Source organism: Verticiella sediminum (assembly GCF_007558815.1).
Classification (GTDB): domain Bacteria; phylum Pseudomonadota; class Gammaproteobacteria; order Burkholderiales; family Burkholderiaceae_B; genus Verticiella; species Verticiella sediminum.
In genome coordinates this window covers 451,283-476,853 of sequence record NZ_VLTJ01000039.1, presented here as the reverse complement: position 1 = coordinate 476,853, position 25,571 = coordinate 451,283, and the positions used below count along the sequence as shown (strand labels likewise).

The 25,571-nt window shown below is 67.3% G+C and carries 22 protein-coding genes; 16 read left to right on the top strand and 6 right to left on the bottom strand.

Going from position 1 to position 25,571, the window contains the following annotated elements; all coding sequences use genetic code 11:
- Positions 1-205: 205 nt before the first annotated feature.
- The gene (gene ppc / locus FOZ76_RS21645; protein WP_143950343.1) at positions 206-3,010 is read left to right on the top strand and encodes a phosphoenolpyruvate carboxylase; all 2,805 of its coding nucleotides are present in this window, start codon (positions 206-208) and stop codon (positions 3,008-3,010) included.
- Between the two features lie 127 nt (positions 3,011-3,137).
- Here the strand turns inward: ppc and FOZ76_RS21640 are convergent, their stop codons facing one another.
- Positions 3,138-3,461 (bottom strand): DUF3579 domain-containing protein, encoded by a 324-nt coding sequence (locus FOZ76_RS21640; protein WP_143950342.1) that lies wholly within the window; start codon positions 3,459-3,461, stop codon positions 3,138-3,140.
- Positions 3,462-3,632: 171 nt separating this feature from the next.
- Between FOZ76_RS21640 and FOZ76_RS21635 the strand changes: the two genes are divergently transcribed.
- The 3 genes from FOZ76_RS21635 to argG all read left to right on the top strand — a co-directional run bounded on the left by FOZ76_RS21635 (position 3,633) and on the right by argG (position 7,427).
- Positions 3,633-4,817 carry an aspartate aminotransferase family protein gene (locus FOZ76_RS21635; RefSeq protein WP_143950341.1) on the top strand — a complete coding sequence of 395 codons (1,185 nt, stop codon included), beginning with the start codon at positions 3,633-3,635 and terminating at the stop codon, positions 4,815-4,817.
- A gap of 167 nt (positions 4,818-4,984) precedes the next feature.
- Positions 4,985-5,932, top strand: coding sequence for an ornithine carbamoyltransferase (gene argF, locus FOZ76_RS21630; protein ID WP_143950340.1), 948 nt, complete (start codon positions 4,985-4,987; stop codon positions 5,930-5,932).
- 154 nt (positions 5,933-6,086) lie between these two features.
- Positions 6,087-7,427 (top strand): argininosuccinate synthase, encoded by a 1,341-nt coding sequence (argG, locus tag FOZ76_RS21625; protein ID WP_143950339.1) that lies wholly within the window; start codon positions 6,087-6,089, stop codon positions 7,425-7,427.
- Positions 7,428-7,600: 173 nt separating this feature from the next.
- Here the strand turns inward: argG and FOZ76_RS21620 are convergent, their stop codons facing one another.
- Positions 7,601-8,533: a response regulator transcription factor gene (locus FOZ76_RS21620; protein WP_143950694.1), complete on the bottom strand. Its 933-nt coding sequence runs from the start codon at positions 8,531-8,533 to the stop codon at positions 7,601-7,603.
- Positions 8,511-11,921: a hybrid sensor histidine kinase/response regulator gene (locus tag FOZ76_RS21615; protein ID WP_143950338.1), complete on the bottom strand. Its 3,411-nt coding sequence runs from the start codon at positions 11,919-11,921 to the stop codon at positions 8,511-8,513. Before FOZ76_RS21615 ends, FOZ76_RS21620 begins: the two co-directional genes overlap by 23 nt.
- Before the next feature lie 194 nt (positions 11,922-12,115).
- Between FOZ76_RS21615 and urtA the strand changes: the two genes are divergently transcribed.
- The 8 genes from urtA to FOZ76_RS21575 all read left to right on the top strand — a co-directional run bounded on the left by urtA (position 12,116) and on the right by FOZ76_RS21575 (position 19,193).
- A complete protein-coding gene (gene urtA, locus FOZ76_RS21610; protein ID WP_143950337.1) occupies positions 12,116-13,351 on the top strand; it encodes an urea ABC transporter substrate-binding protein in 1,236 nt (411 codons plus the stop codon).
- 55 nt (positions 13,352-13,406) lie between these two features.
- Positions 13,407-14,324, top strand: a complete 918-nt coding sequence (gene urtB, locus FOZ76_RS21605; RefSeq protein WP_143950336.1) for an urea ABC transporter permease subunit UrtB — start codon at positions 13,407-13,409, stop codon at positions 14,322-14,324.
- 20 nt (positions 14,325-14,344) lie between these two features.
- Positions 14,345-15,511: an urea ABC transporter permease subunit UrtC gene (gene urtC, locus FOZ76_RS21600; RefSeq protein WP_143950335.1), complete on the top strand. Its 1,167-nt coding sequence runs from the start codon at positions 14,345-14,347 to the stop codon at positions 15,509-15,511.
- A 74-nt stretch (positions 15,512-15,585) separates the two neighbouring features.
- Positions 15,586-16,332, top strand: a complete 747-nt coding sequence (gene urtD, locus FOZ76_RS21595; protein WP_246129691.1) for an urea ABC transporter ATP-binding protein UrtD — start codon at positions 15,586-15,588, stop codon at positions 16,330-16,332.
- A 12-nt stretch (positions 16,333-16,344) separates the two neighbouring features.
- On the top strand, positions 16,345-17,037 hold the full coding sequence (urtE, locus tag FOZ76_RS21590) for an urea ABC transporter ATP-binding subunit UrtE (protein ID WP_143950333.1): 693 nt from the start codon (positions 16,345-16,347) through the stop codon (positions 17,035-17,037).
- Positions 17,038-17,082: 45 nt separating this feature from the next.
- Positions 17,083-18,312 carry a formamidase gene (gene fmdA / locus FOZ76_RS21585; protein ID WP_143950332.1) on the top strand — a complete coding sequence of 410 codons (1,230 nt, stop codon included), beginning with the start codon at positions 17,083-17,085 and terminating at the stop codon, positions 18,310-18,312.
- Between the two features lie 8 nt (positions 18,313-18,320).
- Entirely contained in the window at positions 18,321-18,644 is a 324-nt protein-coding gene (locus FOZ76_RS21580; protein ID WP_143950331.1) for an FmdB family zinc ribbon protein, read from the top strand.
- A 318-nt stretch (positions 18,645-18,962) separates the two neighbouring features.
- On the top strand, positions 18,963-19,193 hold the full coding sequence (locus tag FOZ76_RS21575) for a hypothetical protein (RefSeq protein ID WP_143950330.1): 231 nt from the start codon (positions 18,963-18,965) through the stop codon (positions 19,191-19,193).
- A 209-nt stretch (positions 19,194-19,402) separates the two neighbouring features.
- On the opposite strand, the gene FOZ76_RS21570 is transcribed toward FOZ76_RS21575, so the two are convergent.
- Together FOZ76_RS21570 and FOZ76_RS21565 are read right to left on the bottom strand one after the other, a co-directional pair.
- Positions 19,403-19,972: a hypothetical protein gene (locus FOZ76_RS21570; RefSeq protein WP_143950329.1), complete on the bottom strand. Its 570-nt coding sequence runs from the start codon at positions 19,970-19,972 to the stop codon at positions 19,403-19,405.
- Between the two features lie 10 nt (positions 19,973-19,982).
- Positions 19,983-21,152, bottom strand: coding sequence for a zinc-dependent alcohol dehydrogenase (locus FOZ76_RS21565; protein WP_143950328.1), 1,170 nt, complete (start codon positions 21,150-21,152; stop codon positions 19,983-19,985).
- A gap of 421 nt (positions 21,153-21,573) precedes the next feature.
- On the opposite strand from FOZ76_RS21565, the gene FOZ76_RS21560 reads away from it, so the two are divergent.
- The 4 genes from FOZ76_RS21560 (at position 21,574) to FOZ76_RS21545 (ending at position 24,666) form a co-directional block, all read left to right on the top strand.
- Positions 21,574-22,146, top strand: a complete 573-nt coding sequence (locus FOZ76_RS21560) for an HdeD family acid-resistance protein (protein ID WP_211366379.1) — start codon at positions 21,574-21,576, stop codon at positions 22,144-22,146.
- Between the two features lie 268 nt (positions 22,147-22,414).
- Positions 22,415-22,639, top strand: a complete 225-nt coding sequence (locus FOZ76_RS21555; RefSeq protein ID WP_143950326.1) for a hypothetical protein — start codon at positions 22,415-22,417, stop codon at positions 22,637-22,639.
- A gap of 266 nt (positions 22,640-22,905) precedes the next feature.
- Entirely contained in the window at positions 22,906-23,457 is a 552-nt protein-coding gene (locus FOZ76_RS21550) for a Dps family protein (protein ID WP_143950325.1), read from the top strand.
- Between the two features lie 228 nt (positions 23,458-23,685).
- A complete protein-coding gene (locus tag FOZ76_RS21545) occupies positions 23,686-24,666 on the top strand; it encodes an alpha/beta hydrolase (protein WP_143950324.1) in 981 nt (326 codons plus the stop codon).
- A 100-nt stretch (positions 24,667-24,766) separates the two neighbouring features.
- Here the strand turns inward: FOZ76_RS21545 and FOZ76_RS21540 are convergent, their stop codons facing one another.
- Positions 24,767-25,561 (bottom strand): ABC transporter ATP-binding protein, encoded by a 795-nt coding sequence (locus tag FOZ76_RS21540; protein ID WP_143950323.1) that lies wholly within the window; start codon positions 25,559-25,561, stop codon positions 24,767-24,769.
- Positions 25,562-25,571: the final 10 nt, after the last annotated feature.

The following is a 25,571-nucleotide window of genomic DNA, read 5'->3' as shown; positions in this document are numbered from 1 at the left end:
GCTGCGGCGGACCGGGAGCCGCGGTGCATGCGGGCAGACCGCTCGCGGCGGCTGCCCGGCACCGCGCCTGCGGCGCCGCCAAAGTCAGGCTTTACGAAAAGTATATCCGCCCCGGACATCGAAAAGCCCCGCAGACGGCGAGGGGTCCGATAACATAGGCGCCGATCCAGGGCCCGGACAGCAAACGACAAGGAGGCATTCCCGCATGGCGGCCGCAGCAACAGACGACAACGCATCCCTGCGCGACGACATCCGCCTGCTCGGGCGCCTGCTGGGCGATGCGATCAGGGCCCATGAGGGACGCCAGGCTTTCGACACCATCGAGACCATCCGCCGCACCGCCGTGCAGTTCCGGCGCGAGGGCGACGTCGCCGAGGGGCGCAGCCTGGAGCGCCTGCTCAAGCGGCTGCCCCAGGAGCGCGCGAACGCGGTGGTGCGAGCTTTCGCCTATTTCCTGCACCTGTTCAACATTGCCGAGGACCGCGACCAGCAGCGCCTGCAGCGCAGCACGGCGCTGGACGGCGACGGCCCGCAGCGCGGCAGCCTGAGCCACGCGGTGCGCCGCCTGCAGGCCGAGGGGCACACATCGCGCGCGCTGCGCAGCTTTCTGGCGGATGCCTGCGTGGTGCCCGTGCTCACGGCCCACCCCACCGAAGTGCAACGCAAGAGCACGCTGGACATCCACCACGAGATCGCCCGCCTGCTGCCGCAGCGCGAACAGCCGCTCACCGCCGAGGAAACCCGCGAACTCGAGCTGACCCTGCTCGGACGCATCACCACCCTGTGGCAGACGCGGATGCTGCGCGACACGAGGCTCACGGTGGCCGACGAGATCGAGAACGCGCTGTCCTACTACCGCAGCACGTTCCTGTCCGTGGTGCCGGGCCTGTACCGCCACATCGAGGAACTGCTCTCGAGCGGACGCGCCCTGTCCGACCCGTTCGCAGCGCCGCCGGCGCCGATCGCCCCCTTCCTGCGCATGGGCAGTTGGATCGGCGGCGACCGCGACGGCAACCCCAACGTCAATGCCGACACGCTGGCGTTTGCCGCCGGACGCCAGTCCGGCACGGTGCTCGATCACTACCTGCAGGAAGTCCACGCGCTCGGCGCCGAGCTCTCGCTCAACGCCCTGCTCGGCGAAGCGTCGCCGGCGCTGCACGCGCTCGCCGACGCTTCCGGCGACGACTCGCCGCACCGCCACGACGAGCCCTACCGGCGCGCCCTGATCGGCGTCTACGGCCGCCTGGCGGCCACGGCGCGCGCGCTCACCGAGCGCGATCTCGCGCGCCGCGAGGCGGTCGCGCAGCCCCCCTATCCCGACCCGGCCGCCTTCCTGGCCGACCTGCGCGTGCTGCACGACTCGCTGATCGCCCAGCGCGCCGCGCCCGTGCTGCGCCTGCGGCTGGCCGGCCTGATGTATGCCATCACGGTATTCGGCTTTCACCTGGCCACCGTCGACCTGCGCCAGAGTTCGGACGTGCACGAACGCGTGCTCACCGAACTGTTCCGCCGCGCCGGCGTGGCCGAATCCTACGACCGCCTGGGCGAGGACGAACGCATCGCGCTGCTGCGCGCCGAGCTCGCGCATCCACGGCCGCTGGCCTCGCCCTGGCTGGACTACTCGGAGGAAACCGCCAAGGAGCTCGGTATCCTGCGCTGCGCGGCCGGGCTGCGGGCGCGCTTCGGCGACGACGTGGTGCGCCAGACCATCGTGTCGCACACCGAGACGCTGTCCGACCTGCTCGAAGTGCTGGTGCTGCAAAAGGAAACCGGGCTGCTCGTGCCGGGCGACACGCGCCAGGCGGGGTTGGCCGTGGTGCCGCTGTTCGAGACCATCGCCGACCTCGAGGCCGGCCCGGGCATCATGTCGGCCTGGCTGGACCTGCCGGAAGTCGAGGCGCTGATCCACGACGCCCACGGCGGCATCCAGGAAGTGATGCTCGGCTACTCCGACAGCAACAAGGACGGCGGCATCCTCACCTCGAACTGGGCGCTGTATCTGTGCGAGCGCGAGCTGGTGCGCGTGTTCCGCGAGCGCAAGGTCCGCCTGCGCCTGTTCCACGGCCGCGGCGGCACGGTCGGGCGGGGCGGCGGTTCGAGCTACGAGGCCATTCTGTCGCAGCCGCCCGGCACGGTGGCCGGACAGATCCGCCTCACCGAGCAAGGCGAGGTGATCCAGAGCAAGTACAAGGAAGCGCAGACCGGGCGCTGGCACCTGGAGCTGCTGGTCGCGGCCAGCCTCGAGGCCAGCCTGCAGGCGGGCAACGACGCGCTGGAGGACGAGGCGCTGGAACGCTACGGCGACACCATGCGCGAGCTGTCCGACACCGCCTTCGCCGCCTATCGCGCCCTGGTGTTCGAGACGCCGGATTTCGCGCGCTACTTCTTCGCCACCACGCCGATCAGCGAAATCGCCGGCCTGAACATCGGCTCGCGGCCGGCCGCCCGGCGCAAGGGCGCGCGCATCGAGGACCTGCGCGCCATCCCCTGGGGCTTCTCGTGGGGTATGTGCCGCCTGCTGCTGCCGGGCTGGTACGGCTTCGGCTCGGCGGTGGAGGCCTACCTGGGCCGCGGCGCGGGCCGCCGCGCGCGGCTGCAGCGGCTACGCGACATGGCCCGCGACTGGCCGTTCTTTCGCACCCTGCTCTCGAACATGGAGATGGTGCTCGCCAAGACCGACCTGGCGATCGCCTCGCGCTATGCGCAGTTGATGCCCGAGCGCGCCGTGCGCGAACGCATCTTCGGCACCATCCGCGAAGAATGGAACCGCTCGCTCGCCGCGCTCAAGCAGGTGACAGAGCAGCGCGAACTGCTCGAGAGCAATCCCCGGCTGGCCCGCTCGATCCGCGACCGCACCGCCTACATCGACCCGCTCAACCACCTGCAGATCGAGCTGCTGCGCCGGCATCGCGAAGCCGAGGCCCAGGGCGTGGAATCCGACGTGCGGGTACGCAACGGCATCCACATCACGATCAACGGCGTGGCCGCGGGCCTGCGCAACACGGGATGAGTCTATAGGGGCGGCCCGGCGATGAAAAAGGGCCCCCACGCTGCGCCTTCGGCTTGCTGCCCCCCGAGGGGGCGCTTTTCATCTTGGGGCGGCCCGGCGATGAAAAAAGGGCGCCAGGTGGCGCCCTTCACCGGTTGCCCGGCCCGCTCTGCTCCTCAGGGAGCATGCAGACCTCGGCGGTCTGCAGGCCGTTGTCGTGGGCGAAGTCGACCGCGAACTTCCAGGCGAGCGGCTCGAGCGCACGCAGGCGCTCGTCGATCACGACGCACTTGACGCCATCGACGTGGGTGGGCCGAGCATAGGGCGAGTACGTGAGGTGGCTCGCCGCCATGCCGGGCGGCCTGAAATGCGCCATCACGCCTGCGAGACGCTCTGCCCAATCGCTTGGACGAAAGCGGGCACCGTCCAGGGTGATGCCCTTGATGATGAGTTGCCTAACCGTTTCTGACATGGGACTTCCGCGTGAAGCGCGAATTTTAGTACATCGCGGCGCGAGTCCCGACGTACGGACGCTGTCCCGACACGTATCTCAAGTATGATTGGACGACCGGGCTGGCAATGGCCCGGTTCCGTTTTTTCGGCGCATCCGCCACTTTTCCCCTCCTTCCAACGGGAGCAACGCATGTCTTCGGCTTTGTCCAATATTTTCGCCCGTCTACCGGTTTCCTTTTCGCACGGCCAGGGTGTGTGGCTGTGGGGAACCGATGGCCGACGATACCTGGATGCGCTGGCAGGCATCGGCGTGAACTCCCTGGGGCATGCCCATCCCAAGTTGGTCGCGGCCATCACCGAGCAGGCCCAGCGCGTCATCCACGTCTCCAACCTGTACGAGGTGCCGCAGCAGGAAGTGCTCGCGCAGAAGCTGGTCGCGCTCTCGGGCCTGACCGAAGTCTTCTATTCGTCCTCGGGTTCCGAGGCCAACGAAGGGGCGATCAAGCTCGCGCGCCTGTACGGCTATCGCAACGGCAACAACCACGCGCATATCATCACCATGGATTCGTCCTGGCATGGGCGCACCATCGCCACCCTGGCCGCCACCGGCAGCCCCAAGGCGCGCGAAGGGTTCGAGCCGCTGCCCTCGGGCTTCATCCAGGTCGCCTACAACGACATCGGCGCGATCGAGAAGGCCGGCAAGGACGAGCCGCGCGTGAACGCCGTGCTGCTCGAGACCCTGCAGGGCGAAGGCGGCATCCGTCCGGCGGACATCGACTACCTCAAGGCGGTGCGCAAGCTGTGCGACGAGCGCGGCTGGCTGCTCATGATCGACGAAGTGCAGTCGGGCATCGGCCGCACCGGCAAGTGGTTCGCCCATCAATGGGCCGACATCCGCCCGGACGTGATGACGCTGGCCAAGGGCCTGGGCGGCGGTGTGCCCATCGGCGCCACCCTCATGGGCGGGCGCGCGGCCGGCGTGTTCAAGCCGGGCAACCATGGCACCACCTTCGGCGGCAACCCGCTGGTCTGCCATGCGGCGCTGACCGTGCTCGAGACCCTCGAATCCGAGGGCCTGCTCGCCAACGCCGAGAAGGTGGGCGAACGCCTCAAGGCCGGGCTGGCCAGCGCCCTGGCCGGCGTGCAAGGGGTCAACGAGGTGCGCGGCCGGGGCCTGATGCTGGGCGTCGAGCTCGACCGCAATTGCGGGCCGATCGCCCGCATGGCGCTGGAGGCCGGCCTGCTCATCAACATCACCCGAGACCGCGTGGTGCGCCTGCTGCCGCCGCTGGTGCTCAGCGAAAGCGAAGCCGACGAGATCATCGCGCGCCTGGTGCCCGTGATCAAGCAGTTCCTGGCGGACAGCCCCACCTGACCCGCGCGACTGGCGCTGCACCTCTCCCGTCGAGGCGCAGCGCCAGTCCGCCAACCCAACGCGGCGCCAAGGCGCTGCCAAACATGACGGCGGAGCGTTCCCGTCCCTTCGGGCCCGGAACGACTTGCCTTTCGGAGTCGGCGCTGTGCGCCGGCAGGCGAATCGATATGACGACGACACCCAATCAGACAGGGCCCTTGCGGCATTTCCTGCAATTCCGCGACTTTTCGCGCGAAGAGATCGAGTACGTCTTCGCCCGTGCGCGTCTGATCAAGGATCGCTTCAAGCGCTACCAGCCCCACCACACCCTGCATGACCGCACCCTCGCGATGGTGTTCGAGAAGGCGAGCACGCGCACCCGCGTGTCGTTCGAAGCGGGCATGTACCAACTGGGCGGCTCGGTCATCCACCTCACCACGGGCGACAGCCAGCTCGGCCGCAGCGAGCCCGTCGAAGACACGGCCCGCGTCATTTCGCGCATGGTCGATCTCGTGATGATCCGCACCTTCGAGCAGACACGCATCGAACGCTTCGCCGCGCATTCGCGCGTGCCGGTGATCAACGGGCTCACCAACGAATACCACCCCTGCCAGATCCTGGCCGACATCTTCACCTACATGGAACAACGCGGCAGCATCGCCGGCAAGACGGTGGCCTGGGTGGGCGACGCCAACAACATGGCCTACACCTGGCTGCAGGCCGCACAACTGCTGGGCTTCAAGGTGCACGTGTCGACCCCGCCGGGCTATGCCCTGGAGTCCGTGCGCCTCGCCGACATCGACGCAGCGCACTATGCCCTCTTCGACAAGCCCGAAGAGGCCTGCCGCGGTGCCGACCTGGTCACCACCGACGTCTGGACCAGCATGGGCTACGAGCAAGAGAACGAAGCGCGGCGCGCCGCGTTCGCCGAGTGGTGCGTGGACGCCGACATGATGGCCGCCGCCGACCCCCAGGCCGTGTTCATGCACTGTCTGCCCGCGCACCGCGGCGAGGAAGTCACCGCCGAGGTGATCGACGGCCCGCAGAGCGTAGTCTGGGACGAGGCGGAGAACCGGCTGCACGTGCAGAAGGCGCTGATGGAATTCCTCGTCCTCGGCCGCCAGCCCACCCCCTGACGTCGCGAGGAGCAGTGCAGCCCCGGCGCGCGCCGCGCCGGCCCGTCGGGTGCAAAGGCGCTAAAATTGCAGGTTGCACTCTCCAGGCATTTTTTTTCCTGCTGCGCGCCCGCGGCCCGCGGCAGCTCGCCACTTTTTCGGCCTAGCTCACAACATGACCACGATCCTGCCCCATCTTCCCTCCGGTCAGAAGGTCGGCATCGCCTTCTCCGGCGGTCTGGACACCAGCGCCGCCCTGCTGTGGATGCGCAAGAAGGGCGCCATTCCGTACGCCTACACGGCCAACCTCGGCCAGCCCGACGAGCCCGACTACGACGCCATTCCGCGTCGCGCCATGGAATATGGGGCGCAGAACGCCCGCCTGATCGACTGCCGCAAGCAACTCGTGGCCGAAGGCGTTGCCGCCCTGCAAAGCGGCGCCTTTCACGTCACGACCGCGGGCGTCACGTACTTCAACACCACGCCCATCGGCCGCGCCGTGACCGGCACCATGCTGGTCGCCGCGATGAAGGAAGACGGCGTGAATATCTGGGGCGACGGCAGCACTTTCAAGGGCAACGACATCGAGCGCTTCTATCGCTACGGCCTGCTCACCAACCCGGACCTGAAGATCTACAAACCCTGGCTGGACCAGACCTTCATCGACGAGCTGGGCGGGCGCGCCGAGATGTCGGAGTACATGCGCGAGAACGGCTTCGACTACAAGATGTCGGCCGAGAAGGCCTATTCGACCGACTCCAACCTGCTGGGCGCCACGCACGAGGCCAAGGACCTGGAGCACCTGAACACCGGCATCAAGATCGTCAAGCCCATCATGGGCGTGGCATTCTGGCGCGATGACGTTGCCGTGAAGGCCGAGACTGTCAGCGTGCGCTTCGAGCAAGGTCAACCCGTCGCCTTGAACGGCGTGCAATACAGCGACACGGTCGAGCTGATGCTCGAGGCCAACCGCATCGGTGGGCGCCATGGCCTGGGCATGAGCGACCAGATCGAAAACCGCATCATCGAAGCCAAGAGCCGCGGCATCTACGAAGCCCCGGGGATGGCCCTGCTGTTCATCGCCTACGAACGCCTGGTCACCGGCATCCACAACGAAGACACCATCGAGCAGTACCGCGAGAACGGCCGCAAGCTCGGCCGCCTCCTGTACCAGGGCCGCTGGTTCGACCCGCAGGCCATCATGCTGCGCGAGACCGCCCAGCGCTGGGTGGCGCGCGCCATCACCGGCGAAGTCACGATCGAACTGCGCCGCGGCAACGACTACTCGCTGCTGAACACGGAGTCGCCCAACCTGACCTACGCACCCGAGCGGCTGTCGATGGAAAAGGTGGAGAACGCCCCGTTCACCCCGGCAGACCGCATCGGCCAGCTCACCATGCGCAACCTGGACATCACCGACACCCGCGACAAGCTCGCCACCTATACCCGGGTCGGCCTGCTGACCTCGGGCGGCGGCAACGCCCTGCCCCAGTTGAAGGACGAGTCGAACGACTGATCCGGCGCAAGCGCGCAGGCGCTGCCGCGCCAGACGTAGGCGCCGGCGCGCTGCCGGCCCCATCGACGCCCCAGGCCCAGGGTTCATCCCTGCCTGGGGCGTCCTTCTTTGTCGCGCCGGCGGGGCCGCGTCGTCCCTGCCTCGCGCGAGCGCGTCGATCCCTGCGCGCGCGCTCAGTGCGCCGGCGGCAAGGTCCCCAGCACCCTGACGGTGAGCGCGGTGGCGGCGGCCCGTGTCTCCACGCCCAGCTTCACGAAGATGTGTTCCAGGTGCTTGTTGACCGTGCGGGGGCTCATGCCGAGGATGTCGCTGATGTCGCGGTTGGTCTTGCCGCGCGCCACCCACAGCAGTACGTCCACCTCCCGCGGGGTGAGCCGGAACTCGCAGCCGAGGGCGCCGGCCGGGTCGGTGCCGATCTGCTCCTCGAACAGCAGAATGTACTCGCCCGCGCGCTGGGCTGGCGCCAGGCGGATCTCCAGGCGGCCGCTGCCGCTCACCGTCAACGGCAACGGCGTTGCCCCGCCTTGCAGCGCCGTCAGCCCCTGCCCCGCCCAGGCGGCCAGGGGCGCGGGCAGCGCCGAGGTCTGCGCTTCGCCAAAATACTCGCGCAGCCACTGACGCGCCCTGCGCGTCTCCCACAACACCCGGCCGCGTGTGTCGAGCACCACCACCGCGTGCGCCACCGCGTCGATCACGTCGATGGCCGCCGACATCATGCGCGCGCTGCGCATGTGCGCCTCGATGCGCGCAAGCACCGCGTCGGTGTCGATGGGCTTGGTGACGTAGTCGCTGCCGCCCGCCTGGAAACCGCGTACCACGTCCTCGGCCTCGACCAGACCGGTCATGAACACCACCGGGACGTGCCCGGCGCCGCGGTGGGCCTTGAGGCGCCGGCAGGTCTCGAAGCCGTCCATCCCGGGCATCACGGCGTCGAGCAGGATGATGTCGGGCGTGACGTAGTCCAGCCGCTCCAGCGCCGACGGCCCGTCGGTCGCCACCAGGACGGTATAGCCCGCGAGGTCGAGCGCTTCGGACAGCAGGCGCAGGTTGTCCGGCACGTCGTCCACCAGCAGTACGAGACGACTATCGTTCGCGGGCATAGGCATGGCGTACATGGTTTTTCAGTACCTGGTCGTATTCCTTGAGGCGAAAGCTCGCCGCCAGCTCGCGCAGGTGGCGCAGCAGCGGCCCTGCCTGCGGTTCGCGGGACTCGATCTCGTCCAGCCGCGCAAGCACACCCTTGACATAACCCATGGCGCCGAGCTCGAGCAGGACCTCGGCATCCTCGCGCGGCAGTGCCGCATCGGGCAGCAGGCCCGCCGCCTCCCCCGAAGCGCGCGACTCGCTCGGCTGCATCACCCACTCGAGGTCCAGGCACTGGCCCACGCGGGCCAGGAGTTCGGCCAGAATCACCGGCTTGGTGACGAACCCGGCGGGCTGGGCGCCCGCCGGCGCCACACGGTCCATGGTCATGACGGAGGCCGAGACCATCAGCGCAGGGGCATGAGCCCCGGCCGCGCGCAGCCGCGCCAGGAGTGTCCAGCCGTCCATTTCAGGCATGGAAACGTCGAGCAGAAACAGGTCGACGCGTCCATGCTGCAACATGTCTAGACAAGTTATTCCGCCAGGGGCTTCGAGGACGCCAAAGCCAAGGGGTTCGAGCATGTCGCGCAGCACCCGCCGCTGGCCGGCCTGGTCGTCGACGATCAGCACAGTGCGGGGCGCGCCGCGATAGCCGAGCACCACGCCGGCGGGCGGATGCTGACCGCTCAAAATACGGACTTCCGGCACGAACAGCTTCACGCTGAAGCAACTGCCCTCGCCGACCCGGCTGTGGACCGCGATCTCTCCGCCCATCACCGAAATGAGCATGCGGCACACGGTCAGGCCCAGTCCGGTTCCCGTATCCACCTGGCGCTCGCCCGCCCAACTGCGCTCGAAAGGCAGGAAAATGCGTTCGAGGTCTTGCGCCGGAATCCCCGGGCCGGTGTCCTGCACGTCGAACTGCAAAAGCTCGCGCGCGTAGCGCACGCGCAGCCGGATCTCCCCGTGCTCGGTGTACTTGAGCGCGTTGCTGAGCAGGTTGATGAGCACCTGGCGCATCCGCTTCTCGTCCACGTGGACGATGTCGGGCAGGCGCGTCTCGATCTCGCACACGAACACCAGCCCCTTCTCCTCGGCCTGCGGACGCAGCAGCCGCACGATCTGCTCCAGGAAAGCCGGAAAGAAGACCTCGCTGGTCTCCAGACGCAGCTTGCCGGCCTCGATGCGCGAGATATCCAGCAGCCCATCGATCAGGCCGAGCAGGTGGCGGCCGCTGCGGTGGATCACGTCGATCGCCTCGCGCCGCGCCGCCGGGATGGCCGGATCGCGCTGCAGGATCTGCGCATAGCCCAGGATGCCGTTCAGCGGGGCGCGCAGCTCGTGGCTCATGCCCGTCAGAAAGCGGCTCTTGGCAAGGTTGGCGGCCTCGGCCGCCTCCTTGGCGCGCTGCAGCTTGGCATCGGTCTCGCCGTGCGCCTCGATCTCGCGCAGCAGCAGTGCGGTCTGGCGGTCGGACTCCTCCTGGGCCACCAGCCGGCTCTCGCGCGCGAGCACCAGCCACCACGCGGCCACGCCGCCGACCAGCAGCAGCACGGTATAGAGCTTGGCGAAGGTGGCGAACAGGGGGCCGGGGTCGATGGCGGAGGCGCGCAGGTTGGCGGCCTCCTCGTAGTACAGCAGCCCCAGGATGACGCCGAGCAGCACGGCGAACGAACCGTGCACCAGCAGATAGTGCGCGAGCCGGCGATGGAACAATGGCCGCCACGATCTGGGCAGCACCTGCTCGAACACGCTGCGCGCGAACGCAGCCCAGGCGGTGGCCGGTTTGCAGCGGTCGTGGCAGCGCGCGTCCAGCGTGCAGCACAGCGAGCAGATGAATCCGTTGTACGCCGGACACTGGGCCATGTCGTCCGGCTCGAAGCGGTTGCGGCAGATGACGCAGCGCAGGTTGGCGCAGCCGGCCGGCGTGGCAGCCGGCGTGCGTGCGAGGTTGTAGCGGCCGCGCGTGGCGAAGGCGATCGCCGGCGCCAGCAGCAGCGCCAGGGCGAGTGCGAGGAACGGCGAGAGCGCGCCGGCCAGCTCGCCGAACAGCCCCGCGAACGCCAGGATCGACACCAGGAAAGCCGCCAGCATGCTGCCCACGCCCACCGGATTGAGGTCGTACAGGTAGGCGCGGCGGAATTCGATGTGCCGCGGGCTCAGGCCGAGCGGCTTGTTGATGACCAGGTCGCCCACCAAGGCACCGATCCACGCGATGGCGACGTGGCCGAACACCGCGAGCACGTGCTCGAGGGCCCCGAACACGCCCAGCTCCATCAGCACGATGGCGATGAGCACGTTGAACACCAGCCAGACCACCCGCCCCGGGTGGCTGTGGGTCAGGCGGGCAAAGAAGTTAGACCATGCGAGCGAGCCGGCATAGGCGTTGGTGACATTGATCTTGACCTGCGAAACGATGACGAACACCGCCATCGCCAGCAGGGCCCAGGACGGGTCGGCGAAGACGTGGCCGTAGGCGAGCAGATACATCTGGGTGGGATCGGCCGCTTTGTCCAGAGGAGCGCCGGCCTCGACCAGCAAGTAGGCCAGGAAAGCGCCGGCGAGCATCTTGGCGGCCCCAGGCACGATCCAGCCGGGACCGGCACACACCAGCGCGACCCACCAGCGCCAGCGGTTGCGCGCGGTCCGCTCGGGCAGGAAGCGCAGATAATCGACCTGCTCGCCGATCTGCGTGATCAGCGCCGCGGCCACCGCCGCGCCCGAGCCGAACAGCAGCAGGTTGAAGGAGCCGCCGTTGCCGTCCTTGCCCGGATAGGCGAGCAGCCCGGCGAGCGACTGCGGCTCCTGCATCAGAATCACCACGTAGGGCAGCACCAGCATGAGCAGCCATAGCGGCTGGGTCCAGGCCTGGAGCCGACTGATCAGCGTGACCCCGTAGGTGACCAGCGGAATCACGGCGAGTGCGCACAACAGGTAGCCCAGCGACAGCGGCAGCCCGGTGAGCAGCTCGATCGCCAGCGCCATGATGGCCGCTTCGAGCGCGAAGAAGATGAAGGTGAAGGAAGCGTAGATCAGCGAGGTCAGCGTCGAGCCGATGTAGCCGAAGCCCGCGCCGCGCGTGAGCAGGTCCATGTCCAGGCCATGACGCGCCGCATAGTAGGAAATGGGCAGGCCGGTCAGGAAGATCACCAGCGAGACTGCGACGATGGCCCAGAAGGCGTTGACGAAGCCGTAGTTCAGCGTGATCGCGCCGCCGATGGCCTCGAGCGCGAGGAACGAGACTGCCCCCACGGCAGTATTGGCGACGCGGAACTCCGACCACTTGCGAAATGCCCGCGGGGTGAAGCGCAGCGCGTAATCCTCCAGCATCTCATTGGCGACCCAGGTGTTGTAGTCGCGGCGTACCGCGGCGATGCGCTGGGTGGGACCCGACGGTGTCGATCCTGGCATGGCTGGCCGTTACATAGGAATACGTTCGCCGTTGCGCGGCGTCGCATGCTGCAGCACGTTTGTACAGCATGCCCAGGAAAACCCAGGTACGTCAATCGACGTATGTCGCACCGCAGCAGTTACTCCTAGTATCGATCCGGACGCCGGCACCCCCAACCGGCCCCGGCCCCAGCGGCCCCAATCTGGAGCGATCGATGCCACGTTCTGATTCCCCCCCCAAGGACCTGCAATCCCCCGGCCGGCGCCGCACCGCCTTCGCCCTGGCCGCCCTGCCCATGCTGGCTGCCCCCGGCCTGGGCCGCGCCCAGGCCAAGCTCGCGGTGACCGACGGCGAAGTCGTCGTCGGCCAGTTGCACTCGGCCACCGGCACCATGGCGATCAGCGAAACGGGTTCGATCCAGGCCGAACAGCTCGCCATCGACCAGATCAACGCCGCCGGCGGCATCCTCGGCCGCAAGATCCGCGTGATCCAGGAGGACGGCGCTTCCGATTGGCCCACCTTTGCCGAGAAGGCGCGCAAGCTGCTCGTCAGCGACCATGTGGCCGCCGTGTTCGGCTGCTGGACCTCCGCTTCGCGCAAGGCCGTGCTGCCGATCTTCGAAAAGGAGAACGGCCTGCTCTACTACCCGACCTTCTACGAAGGTCTGGAGCAGTCCAAGAACGTGTTCTATACGGGCCAGGAGGCCACCCAGCAGATCCTCGCCGGCCTGGACTGGGTCAACCGCGAGAAGAAGGCCAAGACCTTCTACCTGATCGGCTCGGACTACATCTGGCCGCGTACGTCCAACAAGATCGCGCGCAAGCACATCGAGAACGTGCTCAAAGGCGAGGTCGTGGGCGAGGAGTACTACCCGCTAGGCCACACCCAGTTCGGCTCGCTCATCAACAAGATCAAGCTCAGAAAGCCGGATGTGATCTACGCCATCGTCGTGGGCGGCAGCAACGTCTCGTTCTACAAGCAGTTGAAGGCGGCCGGCGTCACCGCGGACAAGCAGACCCTGCTCACCATCTCCGTGACCGAGGACGAGATGCTCGGCATCGGCGGCGAGAACGCGGCCGGCTTCTATTCCTGCATGAAGTACTTCCAGAGCCTGGACAACCCCAACAACAAGGCCTTCGTCGAGGCCTTCAAGGCGAAGTACGGCCCGAACTCGGTGATCGGCGACGTGACCCAGGCCGCCTACCTGGGCCCATGGCTGTGGAAGATGGCGGTCGAGAAAGCCGGCACGTTCGACGTGGACAAGGTGGTCGAGGCCTCGTCGGACATCGAGTTCAAGCAGGCGCCCGAGGGCTACGTGAAGATCCACCCGAACCACCACCTCTGGAGCCGCACGCGCGTGGGGCAGATCCAGCCCGACGGCCAGTTCACGGTGGTGTTCGAGACGCCCGAGCTGATCGAGCCCGACCCTTTCCCCAAGGGCTACCAGTAAGCCCCACCGCCGGACGGCGCCCGCCGTCCGGCAAACGGATCGCCGCGAGGTCGCTATGGAATCGTTCTCCGAACTCGGCGCCATTCTGCTGATGCAGGGCTTCAACGGCCTGTCGGTATTCAGCGTGCTGCTGCTGATGGCCCTGGGCCTGGCCATCATCTTCGGCCAGATGGGCGTCATCAACATGGCGCACGGCGAATTCCTCGCCATCGGCGCCTACACCACCTACGTCTTCTCCGAGATGACCCAGGCCTGGCTGCCGTCGGCCATGCCCTACTACTACGTGGTTTCGATGCTCGCGGCCTTTGCGATCACCTTCGCGCTGGGCTGGCTGGTGGAGTGGGCGATGGTCCGGCATTTGTATAGACGGCCGCTGGACACCCTGCTCGCGACCTGGGGGCTCTCGCTGATCCTGCAGCAGGCCCTGCGCTCGACGTTCGGCCCGCGCGAAGTCAGCCCGGTGCTGCCCGACTGGCTGATGGGCTCCTTCCAGCCCATGGAATACGTGGACATCCCCATCAACGGCCTGTTCGTGATGCTCGTGACGCTGCTGCTGACGGCCGCCGTGATGATCGCCCTGTTCCGTTCGGGCTGGGGCCTGCGCGTGCGCGCCACGGTGCAGAACCGCGCCATGAGCGGCGCGGTGGGCATCGACACGCGCCACGTCGACCGCGTCACCTTCGCGCTCGGCTGCGGCATCGCCGGCATCGCGGGCGCGGCCTTCACCACGATCAGCGCGACCGGGCCCACCAGCGGCTCGCTCTACATCGTGGACACTTTTCTCACCGTGGTCTTCGGCGGCGCCGCGAGTCTGTTCGGCACCATCGCCTCGGCCTTCGTGATCGCCCAGACGCAATCGGTGTCCGAGTTCTTCATGACCGGCTCCATGGCCAAGGTGCTCACGCTCTCGGCGGTGGTACTCATCCTGATGCTGCGCCCGCAAGGGCTGTTCAGCATCAAGGTCCGCAAATAGCGCTCGCGCACGGAGTTCGCATGAACACCTTCTATCGCAACGTGCTGGGCGGGCGCCAGGGCGCCGCCGGCATCGCCGTGCTCGCCGCCCTGATCCTCGTCGTCTTTCCGCTGGTGCTCGACGTGTTCCGCCTGAACCTCGTCGGCAAGTACCTGACCTACGCCTTCGTCGCCGTCGGCCTGGTCATGTGCTGGGGCTATGGCGGCATCCTGAGCCTGGGCCAAGGCATTTTCTTTGGGTTGGGCGGCTACTGCATGGCAATGTTCCTGAAGCTGGAGGCATCCACCCCGGAGGCCACCAAGATCCAGTCCACCCCGGGCATCCCGGACTTCATGGACTGGAATCAGATCACTGCCCTGCCCTGGTTCTGGGAGCCGTTCAAGAGTTTCGCCTTCACGCTGCTCGCGATCCTGCTGATCCCCGTGCTGCTCGCCCTGGTGATCGGCGTCGCGATGTTCAAGCGCCGCGTGGGCGAAGTCTATTTCGCCATCGTCACCCAGGCGATCGCGCTCATCCTGTCGGTGCTCATCATCGGCCAGCAGGGCTACACGGGCGGCGTCAACGGCATCACGGACTTGAAGACCCTGCTCGGCTGGGACATCCGCAGCGACAGCGCACGCACCCTGCTGTACTTCCTGAACGGCGGGCTGCTGATCGGCTGCATTCTCTTCGCCCGCTTCCTGCTCTCGTCCAAGCTCGGCAAGCTGCTCATGGCCATGCGCGACAAAGAGGAGCGCGTGCGCTTCTCGGGCTACGACGTGGCGAACTTCAAGACCTTCACTTTCTGCATCGCCGCCCTGTTCTCGGCCATCGGGGGCGCCATGTTCACCCTGCAGGTGGGCTTCATGTCGCCCTCCTTCGTGGGCATCGTGCCGTCCATCGAGATGGTGATCTTCGCCGCGGTCGGCGGGCGCATGTCGCTGCTGGGCGCGGTGTACGGCACGCTGGTCGTGAACTACGCCAAGAGCTACTTCTCCGAGAGCTTCCCGCAGTTGTGGCTGTTCCTGATGGGCGGTTTGTTCATCGCGGTGGTGATGCTGTTCCCGAACGGCCTGGCCGGCTTCTACGACAAATACATCAAGCCCGGGATGCGACGCAGGCGCAAGCCCGCGGCGCGCGCCGACGATGCGCCGACGACCACGCGCGCCGCGCCCGAGGACAGTTCCTTGCCAGGAGAAACAGCATGAGTGCGCGTACCCGGCCGCCCGAAAGAGGCGTTCCCTCCCACAGGGATGTCGCGCAGCGACAGGAGAGTGCACCGGTGAGCACGCGTCCCGAGTTCGCCTTGTACATCGAGGATCTCACGGTGTCCTTCAACGGCTTTACTGCCGTGGACGAGCTCAACCTCTACGTGGACCGCAACGAACTGCGCGTGGTGATCGGTCCCAACGGCGCAGGCAAGACCACGCTGCTCGACCTCATCTGCGGACGCACCAAGGCGACTGCCGGCAGCATCCGCTTCAAGGACATCGAGCTGACGCGCCTGTCGGAGCACGCCATCGTGCGGGCCGGTGTCGGGCGCAAGTTTCAGACACCTTCGATCTACGAAACGCTGTCGGTGCGCGAGAACCTGGAGGTGTCGTTCCCGCGCGGGCGCACGGTATTCGGTGCCATCGCCTTTCGGCGCACGCCGGACGTCGTCGAGCGCGTCGAGCAGGTGGCCGAGGAAATCTACCTCTCGCACATGCTCGAGCAGCCGGCAGCCCTGCTCTCGCATGGCCAGAAGCAGTGGCTGGAGATAGGCATGCTGCTCATGCAGGAGCCCGAGCTGATGATGCTGGACGAACCGGTCGCCGGCATGAGCGTTTCCGAACGCGAGAAGACCGCCGAACTGCTCAACCGTATCAGCGCGGGGCGCTCGATGATCGTCATCGAGCACGACATGGAATTCGTCAAGGACATCGCGCACAAGGTGACCGTGCTGCACCAGGGCAAGGTGCTCTCCGAGGGCAGCATGGCGCAGGTTCAGTCCGACCCGCGCGTCATCGAAGTCTATCTGGGCCACTGAACGGAGGGCCGTATGTTCCAGGTCTCGCAACTCGTTTCCGGCTACGGCCAGAGCATGGTGCTGAAGGGCATCGATCTGTCGGTCGACGGCGCGCAGATCGTCGCCGTCATGGGGCGCAACGGCATGGGCAAGACCACGCTGTTCAAGACGCTCATGGGCCTGTTGCCGGCGGCCCAGGGCAGTATCCAGTTGGACGGCACCGAACTCGCCCCCCTGCCGAGCTATCGGCGGGTGCGCGAAGGGGTGGCCTACGTGCCTCAGGGACGCATGATCTTTCCGACCCTGACGGTCGAGGAGAACATCCGCACCGGCATGCGCCGTCGGGCACTGTCCACGCCGGTCCCCGACGAGATCTATGCGCTGTTCCCGGTGCTCTTCGAGATGCGCCGCCGCCGCGGCGGCGACCTGTCCGGCGGCCAGCAGCAGCAGCTCGCGATCGCCCGCGCGCTGGTCACCAACCCGCGCGTGCTCCTGCTGGACGAACCCACCGAAGGCATCCAGCCGTCGATCATCAAGGACATCGCACGCAGCCTGCTGGAGATCCGCAAGCTGCGCCAGCTCGCCATCGTGGTCTCGGAGCAGGTCCTCAGCTTCACCCTGGAGATCGCCGATCGCCTGATCGTCATCGACAAGGGGCGCTTCGTCCACGAAGACCGCCGCGAGACCGCCAACGTCGAGACGATCAGCCGCTACCTGTCCGTCTGATTCCACTTTTCCGCCCCTGCAGTCCCTACCCTAGAGGAGCACACCATGCCCGAGACGCTGATCAAGGTCGATCTGGCCCAATCCCCCTACGACAACGAGAACGTGCACAACCGCTGGCATCCGGACATCCCGATGGCTGCGTGGGTCAAACCAGGCGCCGACTTCATCCTGGAAACCTACGACTGGACGGGCGGTGCGATCAAGAACGACGACAGCGCCGAGGATGTACGCGACGTGGATCTCACCACCGTGCATTTCCTGTCCGGCCCGGTCGGCGTCGAAGGCGCCGAGCCCGGCGACCTGCTGGTGGTCGACCTGCTCGACCTCGGCCCCAAGGCCGACAGCCTGTGGGGCTTCAACGGCTTCTTCTCCAGGCAGAACGGCGGCGGCTTCCTGACCGAGCACTTTCCGCACGCACAGAAGTCGATCTGGGACTTTTCCGGCATCTACACCCAGTCTCGCCACGTGCCGGGCGTGAACTTCGCAGGCCTGATCCACCCTGGCCTGATCGGTTGCCTGCCGGACAAGAAGCTGCTGGACACCTGGAACGAGCGCGAGGTGGATTTCATCGCCACCGCGCCAGAGCGCGTGCCGCCGCTGGCCAACCCGCCCTTTGCCGCAACCGCCCACATGGGCAAGCTGACCGGCGACGCCAAGGCGGCGGCGGCCGCCGAAGGCGCGCGCACGGTCCCGCCGCGCGAACACGGCGGCAACTGCGACATCAAGGATCTCTCGCGCGGCGCGCGCGTGTTCTTCCCGGTCTACGTCGCGGGAGGCGGCCTGTCGGTGGGCGATCTGCACTTCTCGCAGGGCGACGGCGAGATCACCTTCTGCGGTGCCATCGAGATGGCCGGCTGGGTGCACATGCGGGTCTCGCTGATCAAGGGCGGCGTGGCCAAGTACGGCATCAAGAACCCGATCTTCAAGCCCAGCCCCCTGGTGCCGAACTACAAGGATTTCCTGATCTTCGAGGGCATCTCGGTGGACGAACACGGCGCCCAGCACTACCTGGACGTGCACGTTGCCTACCGGCAAGCCTGCCTGAACGCCATCGAGTATCTGAAGAAGTTCGGCTATACCGGCGCGCAGGCGTACTCGCTGCTGGGCACCGCGCCCGTCCAGGGCCACATCAGCGGTGTGGTGGACATTCCGAACGCCTGCGCCACCCTATGGCTACCGACCGAGATCTTCGCGTTCGACATCAATCCAGGCGCGCACGGGCCAAGCCTGTATGTGCAAGGCGACACCGACCTGCCGATCGCCTACGACAAGTGAGGCTGCGCATGCCGCTCTACGAATACGTCTGCACGTCATGCGGCGCGGGCTTCGAGAGGCTCGCGCCGCTGGCGCGGCGCCACGAATCTGCCCCGTGCCCCGCCTGCGGCGAGGCCGCCGGCGAGCGCGCGGTGCTGACGCCCCCCGCGCTCTCGACCCTGAGCGCAGCCGCGCGCCAGGCCCATGCAGTCAACGAGCGCAGCCGGCACGAGCCGCGTTCGAGCGCTCGCCACGGGATGAGTTGCATGTGCTGCAAACCGGGCCGCGCCGGTGGCGGCGAAGCACAGCCCAAAGCGTTTCCCAACAGCCGCCCGTGGATGATCAGCCACTGAGCGTCCGGGCCCGGCTCGTCCCGGGCCCGGCGCGCCTCTCGCCGGGGTCACATCGGGGTGGTGGCACGTATGACCCATCCTTTTCACCCGGAATTTTCAAGGCCAGACGGACTACCAGGCATGTGTGCACCGAAGCTTTGCGTTGCACTGCAGCAACGGTTCGAGGCATGTCCTGCCGATTCAGGGGTCCTTATACCTAAATCAGGGTTTACCCCAATTCTCTTGTTGCACTGCACCTAGGGTTTACCCTAAACTAGGGTTAACCCTAGTGAATCGCTTCGATTCCCCACGCAGCACCTACGCACCAGGAGAGCCACCATGGCCTACGCCAGCACCCATACCGAAATTCGGATCACCGATGAGATGGAGCGTCGCCTGGGAGATCAGATGGCACGCGAAGGCGGCAGCGGCGGTTTCACCGCGCCCTTGAAGAACTTCGGCGCGGGCATCATGCATTGCGCCACCGCCTTCGGCGCGTTCCTCGACGCCTACGCCAACACCGTGGATCGCGCCGGGCGCCGCGCCTCGACCCACCGCCATTACATCTGAGCCGACCGCACAACCGTTTTTCATGTCTCCGGAAACGGGGTGGGCCTGTCTCCACCCACCCCTTTCAAAAGCACCCCACGGGGTGCTTTTTTATCGCCGGGCCGCTCCCGAGGCGCAAGCCCACTCGGGAAGCAGCGCAGCGGCAAAGCGTTGGGGCCTTTTTCGCTGGTTCTGCCCGGCGGGTATGGGCTGAATGTGTCGCGCGGGCGTCAGACCGCCGGCTCGGTCTCAGGGTCAGCCCAGCGCCGCAGCGCGGGCGGGGTGAGCACATCCGCCGGGATGGACGCGTCGCGGGCCGCGCCGCGCGCACGCTGCAAACCCTGTGGGAAACCGCTACGGTCCCGGTAATCGTGCCAGGGCGGCGGGGAGCGTCTCGGCTGCTTGTAGTGCTGGGCTGCGAAGAGGTCGGCGCCGCCGACCGCGCCTACCGCCAGGACAGTGCCGGCGGCCTTCGCCAACGGCGCCAGGCTACTGCGCTCGGCCAGACTGGCGATGGCAACGGCGTCCAGCGCGTCGCCCGCCGCCCTGCCCCACAGCCATGGCGCCGCGTTGCGCGCGCGCAGCAGGCCGACGCCGGTGATGAGTTCGCGCAGCCCGCACATGCGCACGACGGCGGCGCTACCGGGGCGCAGTCCGCAGGCACGCGCTACAGCGTGGGGCGCCGCGAGTTCCGCCACACCCAGCACAATGCTGAACCAGGCGGCGCTGCGCGCGACCGCGGTGCCGTGGGTCTGGACCTGTCGACGCGCCGCGCGCACGGGATGGTGTTGTTGCTCCATGGTGTTCTCCTCAGGGCTTGAGGACGACTTTGACGCAGCCGTCGTCCTTGGCTCGAAACGTGTCGTACATGGCGGGTCCGTCCCGTAGCGGCACGGTATGGGTGATCACGAAGGACGGGTCGATCTGGCCTTGCGCGATGCGCGCCAGCAGGTCGTCGGTCCAGCGCTTGACGTGCGTCTGCCCCATGCGCCAGGTCAGGCCCTTGTTCATCGATGCGCCCATGGGGATCTTGTCCACCAGGCCGCCGTAAACACCCGGAATGGACAGAATGCCGCCGGCCCGGCACACATAGATCATCTCGCGCAGCACGTGCGGGCGGTCGGTTTCCAGCATCAAGGCCTGCTTGGCCCGGTCGACCATGGCGTCGAGCGAGCGCGCGACATGCGACTCCATCCCGACGGCGTCGATGCACTTGTCCGGGCCCTTGCCCTGGGTGAGCTCATGCAGGCGGTCCAGCACGCTCTCCTCGTCGAAGTTGACGGTGATCGCCCCGCCCGCTTGCGCCATCGACAACCGATCGGGCAGGCGGTCGATCATCACCACCTGACGCGCCCCCAGGAGTACGGCACTGCGCAGCGCCATCTGCCCCACCGGCCCGGCCCCCCAGATCGCCACCGTATCCTCGGGCTGGATGTCGCATTGCGCGGCGGCTTGCCATCCCGTAGGCAGGATGTCGCCGAGAAAGAGCACCTGTTCGTCGGTAAGGTTGCCGGGCACCTTGACATGGGTGTGATCGGCGAACGGAACGCGGACGTATTCGGCCTGCCCGCCCGCGAAACCGCCGGTCAGGTGCGAGTAGCCGAACAGGCCGGCAGTCGTGTGGCCGAACACCTTGGCGGCCATGTCGCGATTGCGGTTGCTGCGTTCGCAGGCGGCGAAGAACCCGCGACGGCACTGCGCGCACTCGCCGCAGGTGATCGTAAAGGGGACCACGACGCGATCGCCAACCTTGAGCTCGCCCGTTTCGCGCCCGGTCTCGACCACCTCGCCCATGAACTCGTGCCCCATGACGTCGCCGCACTTCATGCCGGGCATGAAACCGCCGAACAGGTGCAGGTCCGAACCGCAGATGGCGCAGCTACTGACTTTGAGGATGGCATCACGCGGATGCTCGATGATGGGGTCCGGGACGGTGTCCCAGCGTATGTCGTGCTTGCCGTGCCAACATAAGGCTTTCATGCGCCAGCTCCTTTGCCGATGGCCGCGTCGACTGTGCGCAGCCCCGTCGACGTCCATGCAAGCCCCGTACCCTGCCGGCCGGCGTCATCGACACGGGGGGGGGGCGTGCCATGGATGGCGGGCCGCAGCTTCTGCCGGGCGGCAGGCACATACTGCTCATCCACGGGCGGCCGCGGGCAGCCGGGCAGTCGCGGGTTGCGTCACAACGGTGCCGGCGCCGAACGGCAAGACAGACGCAAGCTCCGACCCGCCGGCAGGACGGCGAACGGGACTCGCTGGCGCAACGTGCGCGGCTTGGGCACACTGCGGCTTGGACGCATGGCATGCGGGCGTGCCGCGCGTGCCATGGTGGCCTTGCGTACGCCCGCACGCGAGCCCCGACACAACGACAGCCTGAAAGGAGAAGACTGTGGCCCTGTCCGTGAAAGATGCTTCGGAGATCTTCCGCGCAGCCGTGCGCGACACTGTGCGGCGCTATTCGATCTGGTACCTGATACAAGGCGCGATCCTGATCGCCGCCGGGGTGCTCGCCATCGTCTATTCGGCCGTTGCCTCGGTCGCGGTGATCACCGTACTGGGCTGGCTGCTCGTCATCAGCGGAGCCGCGCAGGCCATCAGCCTGGTCGGCGCGAGCCAGGTGCCCCACTTCTGGCTGCAACTGATCTCGGTCGTGCTGGCCATACTCATCGGCCTGATGTTCCTGAACGATGCCACCCAGGGGCTGCTCACCGTCACGCTGCTGCTCATCGTGTTCTTCATGATGGAGGGCATCTCGAAGGTGGTGTTCGCCCTGACCATCCGCCCGTTTCCGAACTGGGCATGGGTGCTGGCCGCGGGCGTGCTCGGCATGGCGCTCTCGCTGGTGCTGTGGGTCAACCTGCCGATCAGCGCCATCTGGCTGATCGGCCTGCTGCTCGGCGTGCAATTGATCGGCGTGGGCGCCTCGCTGGTGTATCTGGCATGGAGCGCGCGCAACCTGGCATCCGCGCCCTGACGGCTGCCGGCCCTGGGGGCTACGCCCGACGCCCGCAGGGCCCGGGCTGCCGCCGCGCAGCGATTCGGCGGGCCCGCAGAACGACGCGATTGTTGCAACGCGGCCACAGCCGAGCACTCGTTTGCGCGGATCCGTGACGTTTTCCGGCCGGCCTAGGGTTTTCCCTGATTTTTATGTTGCGCTGCATTTAGGGTTTACCCTATACTAGGGTTAACCCTAGCGAATCACATCGATTCTCACGCAGCACCCATCACTCAGGAGAACCATCATGGCTTATGTCAGCACCCATTCCGAAGTTCGGCTTACCGACGAGATGGAGCGTCGCATGGCCCGCCAGATGGCTCGCGAAAGCGCCGGCGTCATCGCCTCGCTGAAAAACCTGGGTGCTGGCGTCATGCAGTGCGCCACCGCCTTCGGCGCTTTCCTGGACGCCTACGCCGACACCGTCGATCAGGCCGGCCGCCGCGCCTCCAATCACGGCCACTACATCTGAGCCGACCGCAAGCAAGCAAGTTTCTCTCTCCTCTGGAAGCGGGGCGGGTCTGTCTCCTCCTGCCCCTTTTTGCAAGCACCCTGCGGGGTGCTTTTTTTTGCCGCCGGGCGGATCCGAAGGCAAAAAGCGCCCTTGGAGGACAGCACCCGCGTGCAGCGGCGGGCGTCCAAGGTACGCTTCTTGCTTATGCGTGGAAGTCCGGTCCGACACGGGCTGCCAGGCACCGACGCTGCCGGCCCGGTTTTTCCCTTCAGGAGTTGTCACCCATGAGCAAAACACTTGATGCCGCACAAGAACAGTCCGCCCGCGAGCTTCGCAAGCGTCCGTTGACGACGCCCACGGACCTTCCGCGCGATGGAACCAAGGACATCGCCGCGGCGCTGAACCAGATTCTCGCGGACGTCTTTGCGCTCTACCTGAAGACCAAGAACTTCCACTGGCACGTGAGCGGGCCGCACTTTCGCGATTACCACCTGATGCTGGACGAGCACGGCGACGAACTGTTCGCCATGACCGATCCGCTCGCCGAGCGCATCCGCAAGATCGGCGGCACCACGCTACGCTCGATCGGCCACATTGCGCGCACCCAGCGGGTGCTCGACAACGACGCGGAGTACGTCACGCCGCTGGACATGCTGGCCGAACTCTGCGAAGACAACAAGACGCTGGCGGCCGCGCTGCGCGAGGCGCACAACGTCACCGACGAACACCGCGACATCGCCAGCTCGAGCCTGATCGAGAACTGGATCGACGAAACCGAAAAGCGCACCTGGTTCCTGTTCGAGGCCAGCCGCAATTCGGACAACACCGGGCACTGACGGTAGCCCTACCCGTCCCTGCGAAGCGTGCACATGCCCGGGCGCTTCGCAGACCGGCGAGCGCACGGCGGTGCGCGTTTCTGCCACGCGGCGCCGCGCTCTACCGGCGCTCCGGGACCCAGGCCCGAAGGCGCCTATGCATCGCCGCGGCGCTGCCCATAGCCCGGACTCCGCGCACGTCGAGCAAGCTCCCTAAAATTCCCGCTTCCCGTTTCACCGGAGCGGCCTGTGCCCGTCCTCCCTACCCGCTACGCGCTCGCGCGCTGCCGTCATATCCTCCTTGCCGCTGCCCTGCTGTCGGCCGGCCCGCTGGCCGGCGCACAGACGCCGCCTAGCCCGGACGCTCCGCCCAGGCCGGCGCGCAACTGGAACGAGCCCATCGGCCCCACCGTCGCCGACAAACCGTCCGCGCATTACCGCTTCGAGACCTTGCGCTTCGACTCGGAGGACGGGCAGCGCCACTATCGGGTCTATCTGGGCGTGCCCAAGCGCGCCGCGCCAGCGGGCGGCTACCCGGTTATCTACATGCTGGACGGCAATGCCGTGATGGCAACCCTGAACGCGCAAGACCTTGCGGCGCTGGACGCCGAAGGCCCGCCCGTGCTGGTGGGCATCGGCTACGAGACGCCGGGCCGCCACGATGTCGTTGCCCGCGCGCTCGACTACACGCCGCCGGTGATCCGCGACGGCCAGCGCGTGGCCGAGATCGAAGAGCGCGGCCGGCGCGGTGGCGGCGCCGATCGGTTTCAGGCGCTGATCGAGCGCCAGATCCGGCCTGCCGTGCAGGCGCGGGCGCCGATCGACCAGAACCGGCAGACATTGTGGGGACATTCGTACGGCGGGCTGTTCACGTTGTATGCGCTGTTCACGCATCCGGAGCGCTTCCAGCGCTATGTGGCGGGCGACCCGTCGGTGGGCTGGCAGGACAGCGCCCTGCTCGCCCACGCCGCCGGCTTTCATGCAAGCGCCGCCCCCGGCGTGGCTGTGCGGGTGATGGTGGGCGGCGCACGCCGTCCAGGCGCCTCGGGTGCAGCCTCGATCCCGACCATCCCGGGCGTACCCGCGGGGCGCGAATCGACGTATGAACTGGTGCAGCGGCTGGCCGGTGAAGGTATGGACATCACCTTTCAGAACTTCCCCGACCTCAGCCACGGGGCCCTGTTCGCCACATCGCTGCGCCCCGCCCTGGAACTCGCCGTACGGCCTTGAATGGTACGGCCCCCATGCTCACTGCGTTCGCTGCCCCCCATGGGGGCTTCAGCCTCCTTCGGGCGCCCGGCCGCGCGCGTGCTTGCAACGCGGCGCAGGCTCAACTGAGCAGCAGCGCGTCGTCCGCGAGTTCCTCGCCGCGTACCCGCTCGAACAGGCGCAGCAGGTCGGGCACATCCATGCCCTGTCGTTGCGGGCCGCTGACGTCCAGCACCACCTTGCCCTCATGCAACATCACGGTGCGATCGCCCACGTCGAGCGCCTGGCGCATGCTGTGCGTGACCATCATGGTGGTGAGCCCGTGCTCGGCGACGATGCGCCGCGTAAGTTCGAGCACGAAGGCGGCGGTCTTGGGGTCCAAGGCTGCGGTGTGCTCGTCCAGCAACAGGATGCGCGAAGGCTGCAGCGCCGCCATCACCAGGCTCACCGCCTGGCGCTGACCGCCCGAGAGCAGGCCGATACGGTCGGACAGGCGCCGCTCCAGCCCCAGGCCGAGCACGCTCAGACGCTCGCGGAACAACTCGCGCAGCGTATCGTCCAGCGACCGCTGCAAGCCGCGCGAACGGCCGCGCGACCAGGCGAGCGCCATGTTCTCCTCGATGGTCAGATCCTCGCAGGTGCCGGCGAGCGGGTCCTGGAAGACGCGCGCGACGCTGCCGGCGCGCTGCCACACCGGCATGCGCGTGACGTCGGTACCGTCGATCTCGATGACGCCGGCGTCCAGCGGCAGCTCGCCCGACACGGCATTCAGGAAGGTGGACTTGCCCGCGCCGTTCGAGCCGATCACGGCGACGAACTGGCCGGTGGGAATTTCCAGCGACAGGCCGCGCAAGGCGCGGTTCTCGATCGGCGTGCCGACGTTGAAGGTGATGCGCAGATCGCGTGCGCTCAGCATGGCAGACCTC

What these genes read in the sequence shown, in the direction of transcription:
- ppc (WP_143950343.1), top strand. Translation starts at nt 206, where the DNA reads ATGGCGGCCGCAGCAACAGACGACAACGCATCCCTGCGCGACGACATC.
- FOZ76_RS21640 (WP_143950342.1), bottom strand. Translation starts at nt 3,461, where the DNA reads ATGTCAGAAACGGTTAGGCAACTCATCATCAAGGGCATCACCCTGGAC.
- FOZ76_RS21635 (WP_143950341.1), top strand. Translation starts at nt 3,633, where the DNA reads ATGTCTTCGGCTTTGTCCAATATTTTCGCCCGTCTACCGGTTTCCTTT.
- argF (WP_143950340.1), top strand. Translation starts at nt 4,985, where the DNA reads ATGACGACGACACCCAATCAGACAGGGCCCTTGCGGCATTTCCTGCAA.
- argG (WP_143950339.1), top strand. Translation starts at nt 6,087, where the DNA reads ATGACCACGATCCTGCCCCATCTTCCCTCCGGTCAGAAGGTCGGCATC.
- FOZ76_RS21620 (WP_143950694.1), bottom strand. Translation starts at nt 8,533, where the DNA reads ATGCCTATGCCCGCGAACGATAGTCGTCTCGTACTGCTGGTGGACGAC.
- FOZ76_RS21615 (WP_143950338.1), bottom strand. Translation starts at nt 11,921, where the DNA reads ATGCCAGGATCGACACCGTCGGGTCCCACCCAGCGCATCGCCGCGGTA.
- urtA (WP_143950337.1), top strand. Translation starts at nt 12,116, where the DNA reads ATGCCACGTTCTGATTCCCCCCCCAAGGACCTGCAATCCCCCGGCCGG.
- urtB (WP_143950336.1), top strand. Translation starts at nt 13,407, where the DNA reads ATGGAATCGTTCTCCGAACTCGGCGCCATTCTGCTGATGCAGGGCTTC.
- urtC (WP_143950335.1), top strand. Translation starts at nt 14,345, where the DNA reads ATGAACACCTTCTATCGCAACGTGCTGGGCGGGCGCCAGGGCGCCGCC.
- urtE (WP_143950333.1), top strand. Translation starts at nt 16,345, where the DNA reads ATGTTCCAGGTCTCGCAACTCGTTTCCGGCTACGGCCAGAGCATGGTG.
- fmdA (WP_143950332.1), top strand. Translation starts at nt 17,083, where the DNA reads ATGCCCGAGACGCTGATCAAGGTCGATCTGGCCCAATCCCCCTACGAC.
- FOZ76_RS21580 (WP_143950331.1), top strand. Translation starts at nt 18,321, where the DNA reads ATGCCGCTCTACGAATACGTCTGCACGTCATGCGGCGCGGGCTTCGAG.
- FOZ76_RS21575 (WP_143950330.1), top strand. Translation starts at nt 18,963, where the DNA reads ATGGCCTACGCCAGCACCCATACCGAAATTCGGATCACCGATGAGATG.
- FOZ76_RS21570 (WP_143950329.1), bottom strand. Translation starts at nt 19,972, where the DNA reads ATGGAGCAACAACACCATCCCGTGCGCGCGGCGCGTCGACAGGTCCAG.
- FOZ76_RS21565 (WP_143950328.1), bottom strand. Translation starts at nt 21,152, where the DNA reads ATGAAAGCCTTATGTTGGCACGGCAAGCACGACATACGCTGGGACACC.
- FOZ76_RS21555 (WP_143950326.1), top strand. Translation starts at nt 22,415, where the DNA reads ATGGCTTATGTCAGCACCCATTCCGAAGTTCGGCTTACCGACGAGATG.
- FOZ76_RS21550 (WP_143950325.1), top strand. Translation starts at nt 22,906, where the DNA reads ATGAGCAAAACACTTGATGCCGCACAAGAACAGTCCGCCCGCGAGCTT.
- FOZ76_RS21540 (WP_143950323.1), bottom strand. Translation starts at nt 25,561, where the DNA reads ATGCTGAGCGCACGCGATCTGCGCATCACCTTCAACGTCGGCACGCCG.